Annotated in this window: 13 protein-coding genes; 4 read left to right on the top strand and 9 right to left on the bottom strand. The window is 40.7% G+C overall.

Translation table 11 applies throughout. The annotated features are described in order from the left end of the window. Positions 1-80 precede the first annotated feature (80 nt). From thiI to ezrA, 3 genes are all read right to left on the bottom strand, one after another. Entirely contained in the window at positions 81-1,289 is a 1,209-nt protein-coding gene (gene thiI / locus ACWODM_RS09935; protein ID WP_455321227.1) for a tRNA uracil 4-sulfurtransferase ThiI, read from the bottom strand. Between the two features lie 174 nt (positions 1,290-1,463). Continuing rightward, on the bottom strand, positions 1,464-2,606 hold the full coding sequence (locus ACWODM_RS09930) for a cysteine desulfurase family protein (RefSeq protein WP_455321226.1): 1,143 nt from the start codon (positions 2,604-2,606) through the stop codon (positions 1,464-1,466). Between the two features lie 598 nt (positions 2,607-3,204). Beyond that, positions 3,205-4,926 (bottom strand): septation ring formation regulator EzrA, encoded by a 1,722-nt coding sequence (ezrA, locus tag ACWODM_RS09925; protein WP_455321225.1) that lies wholly within the window; start codon positions 4,924-4,926, stop codon positions 3,205-3,207. A 323-nt stretch (positions 4,927-5,249) separates the two neighbouring features. Here ezrA and ACWODM_RS09920 point away from each other — a divergent pair, with 323 nt between their 5' ends. After that, complete coding sequence (locus ACWODM_RS09920) at positions 5,250-6,599, top strand: aspartate kinase (RefSeq protein ID WP_455321224.1); 1,350 nt, start codon at positions 5,250-5,252, stop codon at positions 6,597-6,599. Between the two features lie 21 nt (positions 6,600-6,620). On the opposite strand, the gene ACWODM_RS09915 is transcribed toward ACWODM_RS09920, so the two are convergent. The 3 genes from ACWODM_RS09915 to ACWODM_RS09905 are packed head-to-tail and all read right to left on the bottom strand — an operon-like array spanning position 6,621 to position 8,831. After that, entirely contained in the window at positions 6,621-7,136 is a 516-nt protein-coding gene (locus ACWODM_RS09915; protein WP_455321223.1) for a pyrophosphohydrolase domain-containing protein, read from the bottom strand. Continuing rightward, positions 7,133-7,984, bottom strand: a complete 852-nt coding sequence (locus ACWODM_RS09910; protein ID WP_455321222.1) for a Cof-type HAD-IIB family hydrolase — start codon at positions 7,982-7,984, stop codon at positions 7,133-7,135. The genes ACWODM_RS09915 and ACWODM_RS09910 overlap by 4 nt, the downstream gene beginning before the upstream one ends. A gap of 16 nt (positions 7,985-8,000) precedes the next feature. Beyond that, positions 8,001-8,831 (bottom strand): DUF72 domain-containing protein, encoded by an 831-nt coding sequence (locus tag ACWODM_RS09905; protein WP_455321221.1) that lies wholly within the window; start codon positions 8,829-8,831, stop codon positions 8,001-8,003. Between the two features lie 151 nt (positions 8,832-8,982). On the opposite strand from ACWODM_RS09905, the gene ACWODM_RS09900 reads away from it, so the two are divergent. The 3 genes from ACWODM_RS09900 (at position 8,983) to ACWODM_RS09890 (ending at position 11,239) form a co-directional block, all read left to right on the top strand. Beyond that, the gene (locus ACWODM_RS09900; protein WP_455321220.1) at positions 8,983-9,951 is read left to right on the top strand and encodes an asparaginase; all 969 of its coding nucleotides are present in this window, start codon (positions 8,983-8,985) and stop codon (positions 9,949-9,951) included. Positions 9,952-10,066: 115 nt separating this feature from the next. Continuing rightward, positions 10,067-10,381 (top strand): PadR family transcriptional regulator, encoded by a 315-nt coding sequence (locus tag ACWODM_RS09895; protein ID WP_455321219.1) that lies wholly within the window; start codon positions 10,067-10,069, stop codon positions 10,379-10,381. 6 nt (positions 10,382-10,387) lie between these two features. Further along, positions 10,388-11,239: a permease prefix domain 1-containing protein gene (locus ACWODM_RS09890; protein WP_455321218.1), complete on the top strand. Its 852-nt coding sequence runs from the start codon at positions 10,388-10,390 to the stop codon at positions 11,237-11,239. A gap of 136 nt (positions 11,240-11,375) precedes the next feature. Here ACWODM_RS09890 and ACWODM_RS09885 read toward each other — a convergent pair whose 3' ends face one another. The 3 genes from ACWODM_RS09885 to ACWODM_RS09875 form a co-directional block, all read right to left on the bottom strand. Further along, positions 11,376-12,110 carry an acyl-ACP thioesterase domain-containing protein gene (locus ACWODM_RS09885; protein WP_455321217.1) on the bottom strand — a complete coding sequence of 245 codons (735 nt, stop codon included), beginning with the start codon at positions 12,108-12,110 and terminating at the stop codon, positions 11,376-11,378. Between the two features lie 81 nt (positions 12,111-12,191). After that, a complete protein-coding gene (locus ACWODM_RS09880; protein WP_455321216.1) occupies positions 12,192-13,583 on the bottom strand; it encodes an L-cystine transporter in 1,392 nt (463 codons plus the stop codon). Positions 13,584-13,856: 273 nt separating this feature from the next. Then, a complete protein-coding gene (locus ACWODM_RS09875; RefSeq protein ID WP_455321215.1) occupies positions 13,857-15,185 on the bottom strand; it encodes an aminopeptidase C in 1,329 nt (442 codons plus the stop codon). Positions 15,186-15,198: the final 13 nt, after the last annotated feature.

The raw sequence follows: 15,198 nt of genomic DNA, 5'->3' as shown, positions 1-15,198 counted from the left end.
TAGAGTTTAGCAAGCGTTTGTGAAAAAAATACAAAAAAGCAAGAGTCATTGTACGTAAAAGGACTCTTACTCTCTTATTTTTATAAGAAATCAGCAAATTCGTCTGTCTGCTGTTCTGTTTCTGAAACGATTTCTTCCATTTTTAACTCGGCCATTGCTCGCTCAATCATGCCTTCGATGTCCAAACGTTCTTCATAATGATGAACCTTATCCAATCGCGGACGAGTCTTAGGCTGTGGCGGTGCAAAAATCGTACAGCAGTCTTCGAATGGCTGGATCGCTAATTCAAAGGTGTCGATTTTTTGTGCTACATCGATGATTTCCAATTTATCCATCGTGGCCACTGGACGAATGATTGGCGTATTCGTGACCTCATTGATTGCCACCATGCTTTGCAATGTTTGTGAAGCAACCTGACCTAACGATTCACCATTCAAAATGATCAATCCTTTGCGTTGTTCACGGATCGCATCAGTCAAGCGTAACATCATGCGACGAGTGATCGTCATCCAATATCCTTGAGGAATGTTCTTTTTGATCTCTTCTTGTACTTCTGTAAAAGGTACTTCAATAAATTGAATGCTACCTACATAAGGAGCTAACTTTGCAGTTAGGTCTTTCGCTTTTTGCAACGCTTGCTCACTTGTATAAGGTGGGCTTGCAAAATGGACAGCTTCGATTTCCACCCCACGTTTCATCGCAAAATAACCGGCTACTGGTGAATCGATCCCACCAGAAAGCATCAGCATTCCTTTGCCTCCGGTTCCTACCGGCAATCCACCTGCTCCTTGAATTGTTGTATGAGACAGAAAAGCACCATCTTTACGAATCTCCACACGCAGATTGATATCGGGATTTTTCATTTTGGCTTTGATATCAGGGAAAAGGTCAATAACGGCATTGCCTAAGGTCAGATTCAGTTCCCCACTGGTTTGGATAAAGTCATGGTCACTGCGTTTGGCAGTGATCTTGAAGGTTTCCTTGCCTGTATACACTTCACGCATCATTTCCTGTGCGGTTTTCTTAATGACATCTATCTCTTTTTCTACGCGAATACTGGGAGAAAAATTTTGAATACCAAAAACTTTTTGTAATTTAGGAATGATCACATCGCTGTCTTCCCCATTCAGTAGTAAATGCATACGATCTCGGTCTGCATGAACCCGGACATGAGGGAAATCAGTCAAAGTCTTCTTCACATTGGATGCTAAACGTGTAATAAAAGTATTGCGGTTTTTTCCCTTTGTTGAAAGCTCGCCGTAACGAACCATAATTTCTGTATATTTCACAGTAGTTACTGCCTCCTATTTCTTTTGATCACTTATTTAAATAGTAATGATTGCTTTTTTGACACAGTGGGTATTATAGCATAAAAATAAGCTTGTGAAAATTGCCGAGAGTCCTCAAAAATAAACTCCCTAACTCACCGATTTTTCCAAGCGAGCTAGGGAGTAATTATTGTCTCAATTGATTTTTTCAAATTTTTGATACAACTGGTGGAACACAATTAAAAACTGTTCGATCTCTGCCATTGTATTGCTTTCATCTAAACTGATGCGAATCGCAGAGGTAGCCAGTTGACTCGGCACATTCATTGCATGAAGTGTCCCTGACTCCACCTGTTTTTTACTGGAACAAGCACTGGTAGTTGACGTATAGATTTGTTTTTCTTCTAAAGCATGAACCAAGACCTCTCCACGAATACCTTTCAATGAAAAACAAAGAATATGAGGAGCAAACTCTTCCATTTTCGAAAACAGGGTTACTTTATCATAGGATTCTAAAGCGTCTAGTAAATAGTTTTTTAAAAGACGGACATGCTCAGGCTTTTCTGCCTTGCGTTCAAAAGACAAGCGCAGTGCTCGGGCCATTGAAACGATTGCTGGTACATTCTCGGTTCCGCTGCGATGATTTTTTTCCTGTCCTCCACCATTCATTAACGGTGCCAATTTACGCCCGTCTCGCCAAAAGACAAAACCTGCACCTCTAGGACCATGAAATTTATGGGCAGAAAAACTAGCAAAATCTACTCGGGAGGTCAGCCACTGATTCGTCTCTACTTTGGTGATCGCTTGGACAGCATCGACATGAAAGTGGATCTTTGGATAGTTTTCCAATAGGTCACTGATCTCCTTGATTGGCTGAATCGAACCGATCTCATTGTTGACAGCCATGACTGACACAAGGATCGTTTCTTTACGAATCAAGCCAGCAAGCGCCTCAACATCGACAAATCCCTCTGCGGTGACTGGAGCAACGCTAACATCAAAACCTAATGACCGTAATTGTTCAGCAGTTTCAGTCACTGCAGGATGTTCAATACTAGAAATAATGAGATGGTTGCCAAACTCTTTCTTTTCCAATGCGGTTCCCTTTAAGATCCAGTTATCACCTTCCGTTCCACCACTGGTAAAATAAATCTCTTTGGACTGAACCCCTAGCTGATCCGCGATTTGTTTTCTTGCTTGCTCCAGCAAACGGTTTGCCTGATTTCCCAAATCGTGCAAACTGGATGGATTACCAATGATCCGCTGACTGGTCTTTACATATGTATCAAGTGCTTGTGGAAAAATAGGTGTCGTCGCACTGTTGTCAAAATAAATCATTCTAAATCTGCCTCACTTTTTAAAATTCTTATCAAGATTCGCAATTTTTCTTAGAAACGCTGCACTACGAGAAGATCTTGCTTCAGGTCAGCCGTGGAACCGTCGTGAGCCTGTAGTCTCACGACTTTCAAGCTTCAAAGTCTCAGTAACCAATCAAATCGGTAACTGAGACTAATTCACATTGAATTCTAGACACGGCGACAGCGCAAGTCCTTCTCTCCGTTACGCTAAAAGATACCTTTTCATCATGAATCATGAATAATTTTTTTTGATGAAGACAGTAGGTGTTCATGCGTAGCGAAGCGAAACAACAAGGCTGCGGCGTCACCGTGTCCAAGAGTCAATGTGAATTACTGGGGCTGGTCGCTTCAGCGATTAGTCCCAGTTTGAAGCTTGGCAGGCTTGAGACTTTAGGCTCAAGCTGGTCTCACGGTCGACAAAAGCAGACTTTGTTGTGTAGTGCAGCGGTTCTACTCAAAAGTATCTATCAATCGTAACAAATTCTTTCCTATTATAACGATTCGTTTTTCTACTTTCAAGTAACAGTTGCTGAAAGGAAAAAACAGTATTTGCCTTTTGAGCAAATACTGTTTCAAAATCAAACTAAATCACGGTTATTGAAATAAAAATCTTCAATTCGTTTGAAAGCACCTGGTTCTACTCGTTCCAGAGCGGTTCCGATCTCATCCAAAGCATCTTGGTAACGATATTCCTTCGTAAATAACTCCAGAGCGCGGTCGATTGATGCTCTCACATCTGGATGTGAATGACGATAGCGATTCGCATATTGCATCATTTGTTCAGTCAATGCTGCAGCATCTACCAAGTCTGTTGTGCGTTCATCCAGCATTTCCAGATCTTCTTCACAGATGGCTACCAGTTTGTTGACTTCTTCCATATTAATACGAATCTTATTCAAGGCTTTAGCCAGTTCTTCAATACGGTCAGTTGCCATGAAGAAGAATTCTAAATACTCACCTGACAAACCAGGTAAGCGTTGTTTCTCAACGTAACGTTTCAAATTGCGTAATTTGAATTCAAAACTCTCAATTTTTTCCTGTGCGACCTTCTCACCTTTACGCAACTCGCGTAAAGAATTGTCAATCTCAATTTGTTGGTTTTCAACATCATCAAGAATCTTGTAAGCATCTTTATAAAAACCTTGTACTTCTGAATACGCAATCTCATGTTTTTCCATTTGTGGCACGAAATTATCGTGACGACGAGAAATTTCCTCGATCTCTGTTTGGAAGCCACGTACACGTCCCAATTCATTGTGATTCAATGTGTAACTCTGAGAAGTATGATCCAGTTCGATCAACAACTGACGATTATTTCTTGTTGCATGCTCGATATAGTCTGCGATCGTTTGACGGTTTTTATTTACATATCTTCTAGCATCGATCTCACGTTCCATGACACTGTAAAGCGCATCAATGTCGCTGGCTGTATCACGATTGGCTACTTCTACAGTTGCCACTTCCGCTTTTGCAAGATCCTCCAATGAATTTTCCACGCGTCTAGAAACACGTTTGATTTCTCCTTGGAAATTCTCTTCCGGGAAGACATACTCTTCTTTGACTAATTTTTTATAGCCTTCTTCGATTTCTTTCAACTGTGCAGGGAAGGTTTTGTTCAACTCTTCAAACACAGTTGGTACTCGTTTCATTAAATCATCTACTTCATAGGTATGCTTTTCAGCAGTTTCCAGAACTTCTCTAGCTTCCACCGGATCTCCTGAAGTATTTAATGTAACGAATTGCGTAAACTCAATCTCGATATTTCTGATTTGTTTTTGAATCTCAGGATAGGCCGGTCCGAATTCATCGCCACTGTCTCGAAGATTTTGTTTTAGTTCTTCATAGACATCCAAAGCTTGTTGAACTTCAAGTGAATTTCTTTCTTCACTTTCACGTAGTTCTTTTAGTCCATCTCGAATCTCCTGAACCTGCTGTTCCATTTCATCCATCGTTGCTTCTGCTTCTGCAACAGCCGCTTTGGCTTTAAAGAATCGGAAGGTTTCATTCAAATTTTCTACTTCAAAAATCTGACTTTCTAATTCTGCGAACGAACTGGTTGAAATGTCGGTCCATTTTTGATTCCATTCTCTGAAAGTATTTTGGCTTTGACCTACAAGATGCATTTTTTTGACTTCATCTACTTCTTCAATGACAGGAAGATCGAACAAGTCTTCTTTCCTCTTCTCTACCAAAGTAAGTCTTTCTTGATTCTTTCTTCGCATCAAAAAGCCAACTCCATAGATAACTGCCGCAACAATGATAATGGCAATAACTATTCCAATGTATACATTACTTCCCATTTAAGGTTCCTCCAATTTTCCAAGTTCCACTTTTGCCAATTCGTCGATCGTTCGTTAAATCAGCGTATATATATAATGATAAGAAACACCTGTTTCCTTTTTGTCAAAAGACATCTACGTTAAATTATAGCATAAAGACGAAAATCAATCACTAAGAACCCTTAAAAATTTTATACTTTTTTTCTTCCTTGGATGAATCCTTTGAAATCACCGTCTACAAAGATATATTATTTGCCCAAACACTTGTGTTTTGACGGAAAAAACTTGATTTCTTTTCATTGAAAATGTATTCTATAAAAAACATGAACTTAGGAGTAATTAGAATGAAAGTAGCTAAATTTGGAGGGAGTTCACTTGCATCATCAGGTCAAGTGAGGAAAGTACTGAACATCGTCAAAGCAGATCCTGCTCGTCGATTTGTAGTTGTTTCAGCCCCTGGTAAAAGAAATCCTGAAGATATCAAAGTCACAGATCTACTGATTGAACTGTACCATGCGTGCTTGGAAAACAAAGAAACGGACAGTATCATCCAAACCATTTACAACCGTTATCAAGCGATCGGCGCTCCTTTTAAGGTAGACGAATCGATCTTAAAACAAATCTACAAAGATCTACAAAGTTTGACAGATATGCCTATTGAAAACAATCGTCATTTTTATGACACGGTTTTAGCAAGCGGTGAAGACAATAATGCCAAGCTCATTGCGGGAGTTTTTCAAGCTGAAGGACTAAAAGCGCGTTATATCAACCCTAAAGAATTGGGTCTGATCGTAACAGATGAACCCCAAAATGCACGTATCTTACCAAAATCATACACAGCAATCTATCAATGGCGCAATAGCGAAGAAATTTTAGTGATTCCAGGATTTTTTGGCTACACAGAAGAAGGCGAAGTCTGCACCTTTTCTCGTGGCGGTTCAGATATCTCTGGTGCGATCGTCGCAGCGGGTGTCAAAGCTTCCCTGTACGAGAATTTTACCGATGTTGATGGTATTTTCGCGGCACACCCTGGATATATCCATTGTCCTGAATCTATGACTGAAGTGACTTATCGTGAAATGCGCGAGTTGGCTTATGCAGGATTTTCTGTTTTTCACGAAGAAGCTCTCATGCCTTCTTTTAGAGCGAAGATCCCAGTTGTAATCAAAAATACCAATAATCCACAGCATCCAGGAACTCGTATCACTACCGAACGTCAAAATCATGATAGTCCCGTGGTTGGGATTGCCAGTGATGGCGGCTTCAGCATGATCTATATCAGCAAATATTTAATGAATCGTGAAGTCGGCTTTACCTTGCGCGTTCTGGAAATCTTGAAAGCTTTTGGTCTAAATTACGAACATATGCCTTCTGGGATCGATGATATCTCGATCATCTTGCGTGCCAACCAACTCAATCCAGAATTGGAAGAAGAACTAATGCGCAAGATCGCTTACGAGATTGATCCAGATGAACTTCGTATCACCCATGACTTGACAATGGTGGTCGTTGTTGGCGAAGGGATGAAAAAACGTGTCGGAAGTATGGCAGAAAGTACTGCTGCTTTGGCACGAAAGAAAATCAATATTGAGATGATCAACCAAGGCTCTTCCGAAGTAAGCATCATGTTCGTGATCCACAAAGATCGAGAGCAGGATGCGATCCGTACTCTGTACTACACCTTCTTTGAATAAACAAACAGCATCCCGTCTCTTTTACTGAGAACGTGATGCTGTTTTTTGTTGCTCGATTTCTTGCTTTATTTTTCCTTCTGGTGCAAAATCTGCTGCCCAGTTCGCCGGCTTTAAGACTTTGTTGGTTACTGGATCATAATGCGGCTTTCCATCTGGAAACAGCTTGCCCATATTGGCCTGGTGAACGATCTCCATGATCGGTTCTGGATCAACACCTAGTAAAGAAAAGGACCCATAGGTAAAATATAAGAGATCAATCAGTGCATCTACTTGGTCAACTAAAGGATCATTGGTTTCCACTTGTGCTTTTTTCAATGTTTTTTCTTTGGCTTTGTCTACCGCTATATGCAGATTCGTTACCAGTTCCTCAAAGACTTCGGCGTTCCCTTCGCTGACTGCATATAAAAATTCTACTAGCTCTTCTACTTTGAAATTCGCTCGATTCGATCCATCTTCTTTAGAAAATGCCGTTGGTTCCTGAGGACGTCGCGGATCAAACGTCCGATGAAATTCTTCCGTCATCTCGTAGGGCTTCATTCAGTTTCCTCTTCAATCAGCTGAAAGTGCAACAGCGCTTTTGCAATGCCATCATCATTATTGCTTGCTGTCACATAGTCGGCTGCCTTTCTTGTTTCTTTCATTCCATTGCCCATCGCTACACCGATTCCTACGCCTTGGATCATTTCGATATCATTCAAATGATCGCCAAAGACCATCGTTTCAGAGAGCGTAATCCCTTGGTGAGCAAGGAAAAAGCGAATACCTCTTAATTTCGATCCGCCTTTCGGTACAATATCGATCGTGTAGGGATTGGAACGTTGAAAATCACAGTTTGGTAAGGCCTGGCTCAATTTTTCTGCCTCATAATCCCCACTGAGCATGACACATTGATAAATAGGCTCTTTCAAGATAGCCAAATTGGAATATCGTTCTGTTCGTCGATTGGGACTGTAGCGTTGTAGCGTCAGCTTCATCCACCGGATCGGAAACCATTTGGGAACGAATCGAATCATTTTTCGAACAAAGCCTGATTGTCCAAAACGCATCGTCAAGCTCCCTTCCATATGAGAACGTCCGCCAAGCATCATTTGACGTGAGTGCTCATTGGCATATTGAATGATTTCTTCTAATACTTCATTTTCAAATGGACGGGCATAGATCGTTTCTTTTTTCGTATAGACCAGCTGTCCATTGTAAGTCACGAACATATCCAGATCAAGCTCACGTACAATTCGTTCAACACTTTCCGGGCCTCTACCTGTTGAGACCCCACACAGAATCCCTTTCTTTTGTGCTTGTCTGATCGCTCGTTTACTGCTTGCCAGCGGTCGACCGCCAGAGCTAATCAGAGTACCATCAATATCAAAAAAGATTGCCTTTATCATCTATTCACCTACCTAATTAAAACAACTCTATTTGACTTGGATTCAAGTCTTCAAAATCGAGCTGTAAGTTCTTTTTAAATTGCATCGCATTTTCTGCGGCGTCTCCGCCAGCGTTGTTATTGAAAATCACAGCGATTTCCTTTGTTTTCGAGCGAGCAGCTTCTACTGCCACCTGCAGTTCTTGTAATTCTTTCTCATCGTAACGATAGTTGGTCCGCACTTTTTGGGCATCCGGACCTGTCGCCGTCCAGCCGACATCGTTCCTTCCATGAAAACGAAAGAAAGTAAACTCCTCATTCGTCACATATGGATCTAGAGGGACAGTCGTTGACAGTTTTTTGGGTTCATCCACAATCACTAGTGAAAATTGATGATCCTTCATAAATGTTCTAGTTCCTTCAAGGAATTTTGATTCATACCAGCTACGGTCACGAAATTCAATTGCTACTGGTAGACCCTTGAATAATTTGCTCAACATTCGCAAATGATCAACATTTTCTCGCGTGCATTTAAAAGTTGCCGGAAATTGTGCCAACAAACAAAACAAGCGCTTTTGCTGAATCATCGGTGCCATATTGTTTCTTAGCTGTTCAGCAAGTTCTACTAATGATTCTCCTTCTTCCAACTCTTGATGCTTGGTAAATACTTTTTGAACTTTCACAATGAATTGGAAGTTTTCCGGCACCTGCTTCAGCCATCCTTCAATATTGGCTCGTGAAGGAATAAAATAAAAACCAGTATCCATTTCCACTAAAGGAAAATAACCGGCGTATTCATACAAAGATGTCTCTTTTTTACCAGTCAAATAGGTATGTTCTTTAAAACTTGTACAACCGATCCGAATCATTTTTATCACCCGCTTTTTTATACACAAAGTAATTATAATGAGAAAAAAGAGATTGCGCAATCCCCCTCTTCTCGACAGAGGAATTTTTGTTCCTTTTTTCGAGAAAGTAAGATACACTTGAGTGGCAGTTCTTACGAAATGAGGTTTTGCTATGAAAAAAATACTTGTCTTGCACACCGGCGGGACCATTGCTATGAAAGAGGATGCACTGACAGGCGGAGTCAGTCCTGATGTCGCTAATCCACTGATGGATGCAACGATCACACTCCCGGAGAATGTCGAGCTCCTAGTGGAAGACATCTTCAATTTGCCAAGTCCTCATGTGACACCTAGACATATGCTTCAAATCAAAACGCGTATCCAGTTGGCAAAGCTGGCTGGAGTTGACAGTGTGGTGATTACACATGGAACCGATACCTTGGAAGAAACAGCCTTCTTTTTGGATACGACGATCGGTAATCAACTGCCGATCATTCTGACAGGCGCGATGCGTTCAAGTAATGAATTAGGTAGCGACGGTCTCTATAACTTTGAAAGTGCCATCCGTGTGGCGGCGGCTTCTAAATCACAGGGAAAAGGTGTCATGGTCGTCATGAATGACGAGATACATTCTGCCCGTTATGTAACAAAAACACATACAACCAATGTAGCAACTTTCCGTACACCCACACTGGGGCCGATCGGCTTGATCAGCAAGCATCGCATTCTTTTCATGCAGGAATTGCTAGAAACGCAACATTGGGATGTCGATACGGTCGAAGGATTGATCCCGATCGTCAAAGCCTATGCCGGTATGCATGGAGAATTGTTTGAAGGATTGGTTCAAACAGAGATCGACGGACTGGTTATTGAAGCACTAGGTGCCGGTAATCTTCCACCAGAAACGCTGCCACCTTTACAAAAAATGCTCGACAAAAAGATTCCTGTCGTTCTAGTTTCTCGTTGCTTCAACGGGATCGCGGAACCTGTCTACGACTATCAGGGCGGCGGCTCAGAACTACAAAAAATGGGAGTCATTTTTTGTAACAGCATCAACAGTCAGAAAGCCAGAATCAAGTTGTTGATCGCACAAAATCGACACCTTTCTCGAGAAGAATTGATTCATTTTATGGAAAATTAAAGAACAAAAAAACTCTTTGTATAACTTACAAGGAGTTTTTTCTTGCCTTGACACGCTATATACCTCGTTATACAATGTACTTAACGAAACGTAAGTAAAGAACGGAGAAACTCCTATGGAAAAAGAAATGCTTCGCGGTAGCTTGGAACTGTTGATTTTATCTCGAATTCAATCTAATGACACTTATGGCGGTAAAATTTTGAAAGATATTTTGCACGACAGTCACCAGACACTTTCTGTCAGTGAAGGAACACTCTACTCTCTTTTGAAAAGATTGGAAAAACGAAACTGGATCCAGTCCTATTGGGGAGAAGAGCAAGTCGGTGCCCGTCGTAAATACTATCAGATCACACCTAAAGGGAAAGAAATCTATCAAAGAAAACTACAGGACTGGCGTTTACTCAATCAACTGATCGAACAAGGAGTGTGAGCAAAAATGACAATACCAACATATATCCAACAGATTTTATCTGCTATCGAAGGGACACCCGATGAATTGAAGGAACTTCATTTGGAGTTAACAGACTATTTGCAAGACAAACAATCAACTTACCTCAAAAAAGGGCTATCTGAAGAACAAGCAACACAACAAACGATGGCCACTTTTGGTGATCCAAAGAAAATCGGGTCTGATTTGGCACAAACACTGTTTCCACAACGAAAATGGTTCTTAAACCTTATGCTTTGGTTGTCTATTCTCAGTTTTATGATCGCTCTACTCTTTTCTATTTTTCAAAAACATCCAACCCCTGTAATATGGTTTGTTCTTTACAGTAGTACGATCTTTCTAACCTACAAATTCAATCGTCAAAAATTATGGATCACTCGTCATCGGCTGCTCTTCATTTTTCATTGTATTTTTTGTGCCCTTCTTACTTGGCATCCAGTCTCGATAGTTCAGTATTCTTTCGAGAGATTCGGATATTTCTATACAACAGGATGTTTGCTGATTTTTATGGCTAATATTCTTTTAGGAGCTTTGTACAAACCTGTTCAAAAGAATTTTGCTGCTCTGCCCTCCTCGTCACGACTGACCATTATTTTAGCCAATACACTTAGTGCCTTTGTTGTTTTTAGTTATGCTACTTTAATCCTTTTGGGACTGTTGCTTTTTGGTCCTGCCCAAAACAACTGGCTTTTCTTCGCTCGACCAATCGTCTGTATAGTCTTGTGGATCATTGGACTTAAATTGAACAATGCCCTCAGCAAAACTTATGCGATGGGAATCCTATTTCAAATCCTTGCTAGTTTGATTGCTATTCATTTCTATATAATGATTTCGCCTTAACCTTTAAGATCGTAGGATGTCGTTGTATAGAGTAACAATTCTACTACCTAAGGTGACCATAATAGTCACAAAAACGCCAAAAAACTTATGAAATCAATGTTCGCAACACAAATTTCATAAGTTTTTTGCTTTTTATTTAGTCTTTTTCTTGCCATTCAATATTCGCTTCGCAATAGGTTTGATCTCCGATTTTGATTTCGTGACGAGTCTTAAAAGTCTCTGAAATCACTTCAAAATGACTCTCTATCTCGTTGCCATATTCGACCTCTTTATCAAAACGAATATGCATATATTTAGGAACATGATGCGTCAAAAAGTCGTAGCCTAGTACATCAAGTACCCAATTGAAATAGACAGCATTGTTCACATGCTGGTTTCCATCAATATCGTAGAAACGTACTCTGAAAGGCAATTGTTGACCATTTTCGATTTTCTCGATCTTAGGGAATCGTTTGATTTTTTTGGTTTTTTCACTTTCGTAAGGGGTGGTGATCTCTTCTGGTACACTACTCATTTTTCGCGTCTCCATGTTCATCAAGACAAAGATCGTCTCAATTCGAACCAGCTCTTCTCCTTTTTCCGTCAATATCCAAAAAGTTCGATAACAAAAATACTTGTTGTATTCCTTTGCCTGCGTCATGATTTGAATTTTTTCTCCCACCTTTGGCAATCGTTCAATAAACAACTGGTAGTTGGTAATGATCCAGGTCAAACCAAACTGATGCACAAATTCCGTTCCTCGTCCCAGCTGTTCACTTTGTTCCTCTGACACGCGAATCGCAACAGCGACCATTGAAGATAGGGTCATCGTTCCATTTACATCACATTCATAATAAGCCACTTCATGTGGGATCGTATATTTTGCTGCCACTAAAAAACCTCCTAAATCTATTCTTTATTCATTATACCAAAAGAAAAAAGAAGAGCACACGCACTCTTCTTTTTATTTATTCTATTCGTTTTCACTAATCAAAGCATTTGGATCTTCCAGAATGCTTCGATCGAGTTCCTTGATTCGAGCACTCGTGACAACACCAGCAACCATACTGTCGCTTACGTTGACCAAGGTTCTCGCCATGTCGATCAATGGTTCAACAGAGATAACCAAACCAACGATCGCCACCGGAAGATTCATTGCACCAAGAACGATCAATGAAGCAAACGTTGCACCACCACCAACACCAGCTACACCAAAAGAGCTGATGGTTACGACTGCAACTAGCATCAAAATAAATTGCCAGTCGAACACATTGATTCCAACTGTTGGTGCGACCATCGTAGCCAACATCGCAGGATAAACACCGGCACAACCATTTTGTCCGATCGAGATACCGAAGCTACCAGCAAAGTTAGCCGTTGCTTCATCGACACCAAGTGCACGGCGCTGTGTCTCGATATTCATTGGCAATGTCCCTGCACTAGAACGAGAAGTAAAAGCAAAGCTCAGAGCAGGAAAGCCTTTTTTGAAATAAGTGATCGGATTGACTTTGACTCCTGCGAGTACAAGTGAATGAACCACCAACACTAGGAAAAGTGCCGCATAAGAAGCTAGAATGAAGACTCCTAGATTAATGATCGCCTGAAAATCGCTGGTTGCCAAGACATTGGTCATCAATGCAAATACCCCGTAAGGAGTCAAACGCAAAACAAGTGTCACGATTCGCATCACAACTTTATACAGACTTTCAATTAAATTAGAAAAGAATTCTGCTTCTTTCGGTGATTTTCTTTTTACACCTAGATAAGCAACACCCATGAAGGCGGAGAAGATCACGACACCAATCGTACTTGTTGCACGAGTTCCTGCAAGATCAGCAAAAACATTTCGTGGAATAAACGAAAGGATTTGTTGCGGAATCGACAGATTTTCTACCTGTGCCTGTCTCTCAACGATTTCGGCAATCCGTGCAGTTTCAGCAGCCCCTTCGGTAAAAGTAGCGCCATCAAGATTGAAGACCAAGACCATCGCAATACCGATCAGTGCAGAAACTGCGGTTGTTGCCAACAAAGTGGCCAACACTGTAAAACTGATCTTACCGATCTTGCCACTTTCCTTCATACGTGTAAACGCACTAACGATTGAGACAAAAACCAGTGGCATGATCAACATTTGAAGTAAAGCCACATAGCCGTTCCCTACAAGCTTGATCCAGTCCAAAGCAGTAACGACAATTGGATCTTCTGTTCCAAAAATCAATTGCAAGGCGCCACCAAAAATAATACCGGCAAATAAACCTGTAAATACACGCGTTGAAAATTTTAAATGTTTGTGCTGTATATGATAAAAACCATACAAGCCAGCAGCAAAAATAGTAATAATAACTACTGTGAGCAGAGTTGTCATTTCATTTCCTCCTTTATCTTTCAAAAAAATGACAAGTCCGTCAATGGAAGTAAAGGTTCCTAGTGACCATTCTTCAACAGTTCACTCTAATGAAAATGCGTGTGAAAATCCATTAGTGACATTTTCATTATAGCGAAGCTAAAAAAAATTGTCTATTATATGAGCCTTAAATCATATGAATTATCACTGATTTCTTAGATAGCCCGTTTCCGCCACTTTTGAGCAAAAAGAAACAGTCTTTTAGGTTCTTCCTAAAAAACTGCTTCTTGCTTTTTATGCCAAAGCGCCCATTGGGTCCCACGGTTGAAGAACAACTGGCTCTGCTTCAAAAGCAGTCCGTTGTTCATCGGTCAATAAGTCCTTGCGTACAACGATTTGATAGGTATATTCGTCCATCCATTCATCACTAGCTACAAAAAAGCCTTTGTCCCCGACTTTTTCTCCCCAACTGTTTTCGACCTTCCATTTTGTCGAATGACCATCCACAATGTCTACACCAGTCAAGACCATCGCATGCGTCATCAAGCTTTCGCCATGATCCAAACGTTCAGCCTTAGTCATTGTAAAATCAATGTCAAACAAATCATTCACATCATAGGCATCCAGTGACATGATCCCAGTATCTCTTGTCGAAGATTGTCCAACATCACAGCCGAACCAGACAGTTTCACCTTGTTCCAATTGAGCAACGGCTAGTTTTTTGAATGTTTCCATGTCAACATTCAAATACTTGACCTCTTTACCACCAACCACATTACCCAGCATCTCTACTGTGTAAGATTGATTGTAAGGCTTGTCCGCAGTTGGTGCATTGATAATGCTAACATAGTTGTCTAGATCCACACCCACGTATTTATCGTAAAAACGTTGAGGCGTTAACTCACGATCGATATGATACTCTTGCTTTTCATCTCGATACTCAAAATCAAAAGTTTTAGGTGGTGTCCCCAAAGAGATCGCAAGGAAATTATAAACTTCTTGCAGCATCTTTGTTTTGGCTTCTTGAATCTCTTCTGAAGTTTTTCCAGTTTCTACTAGATGGCGCAATCTCACTGCATCTTTGCGCAATTTTTTATTCAGATAATTATTCAATTCCCGAGAACTAGATGAGTTTTTGCTTTCGGGCATCGCTGTTTTTGGAACCACTCCGTATTTTTGGAAAATAGACACGATCATATCCCATTGCCCACCATCTTGCTGTGGTACTTGCAATAAGAAAGCCACTTTGCGACTTGAAAGTTCCTGATCCGCCGTCGCCAAAATATTTTCATAGAAATAGTTGGCTTTCTCGTATTTGTCCCAGAAAAAAACATAATTTTGAGACAACTCAAATTCTTTCAAATCGAATTGATTCAACATCTTATGGCGAAACGTATTCAATGCAGCGAACATCCAGCAGCGACCAGACTGTTTCTGATTAGACACTTTTCCTGTTTTGACATCTATAGAAAAAACGGGGACATTCGTCGTTTTCGCGTGCATATTCTCCGCTGAAGCGAGAATCCCATTTTTTACAACTGCTCGTTGCAAGGCAGTTTGTTTGTTATTGTCTTGAAAATCCGACTCGAATGTTTGAGTCATCATATTGGTAATTTCAGACATTTTGTCATCTCCT

Source organism: Enterococcus olivae (assembly GCF_053760925.1).
The sequence above is the reverse complement of the archived record's forward strand: the minus strand, read 5'-3'. Positions and strand labels throughout refer to the sequence as shown.

What these genes read in the sequence shown, in the direction of transcription:
- ACWODM_RS09930 (WP_455321226.1), bottom strand. Translation starts at nt 2,606, where the DNA reads ATGATTTATTTTGACAACAGTGCGACGACACCTATTTTTCCACAAGCA.
- ezrA (WP_455321225.1), bottom strand. Translation starts at nt 4,926, where the DNA reads ATGGGAAGTAATGTATACATTGGAATAGTTATTGCCATTATCATTGTT.
- ACWODM_RS09920 (WP_455321224.1), top strand. Translation starts at nt 5,250, where the DNA reads ATGAAAGTAGCTAAATTTGGAGGGAGTTCACTTGCATCATCAGGTCAA.
- ACWODM_RS09915 (WP_455321223.1), bottom strand. Translation starts at nt 7,136, where the DNA reads ATGAAGCCCTACGAGATGACGGAAGAATTTCATCGGACGTTTGATCCG.
- ACWODM_RS09910 (WP_455321222.1), bottom strand. Translation starts at nt 7,984, where the DNA reads ATGATAAAGGCAATCTTTTTTGATATTGATGGTACTCTGATTAGCTCT.
- ACWODM_RS09905 (WP_455321221.1), bottom strand. Translation starts at nt 8,831, where the DNA reads ATGATTCGGATCGGTTGTACAAGTTTTAAAGAACATACCTATTTGACT.
- ACWODM_RS09900 (WP_455321220.1), top strand. Translation starts at nt 8,983, where the DNA reads ATGAAAAAAATACTTGTCTTGCACACCGGCGGGACCATTGCTATGAAA.
- ACWODM_RS09895 (WP_455321219.1), top strand. Translation starts at nt 10,067, where the DNA reads ATGGAAAAAGAAATGCTTCGCGGTAGCTTGGAACTGTTGATTTTATCT.
- ACWODM_RS09890 (WP_455321218.1), top strand. Translation starts at nt 10,388, where the DNA reads ATGACAATACCAACATATATCCAACAGATTTTATCTGCTATCGAAGGG.
- ACWODM_RS09880 (WP_455321216.1), bottom strand. Translation starts at nt 13,583, where the DNA reads ATGACAACTCTGCTCACAGTAGTTATTATTACTATTTTTGCTGCTGGC.
- ACWODM_RS09875 (WP_455321215.1), bottom strand. Translation starts at nt 15,185, where the DNA reads ATGTCTGAAATTACCAATATGATGACTCAAACATTCGAGTCGGATTTT.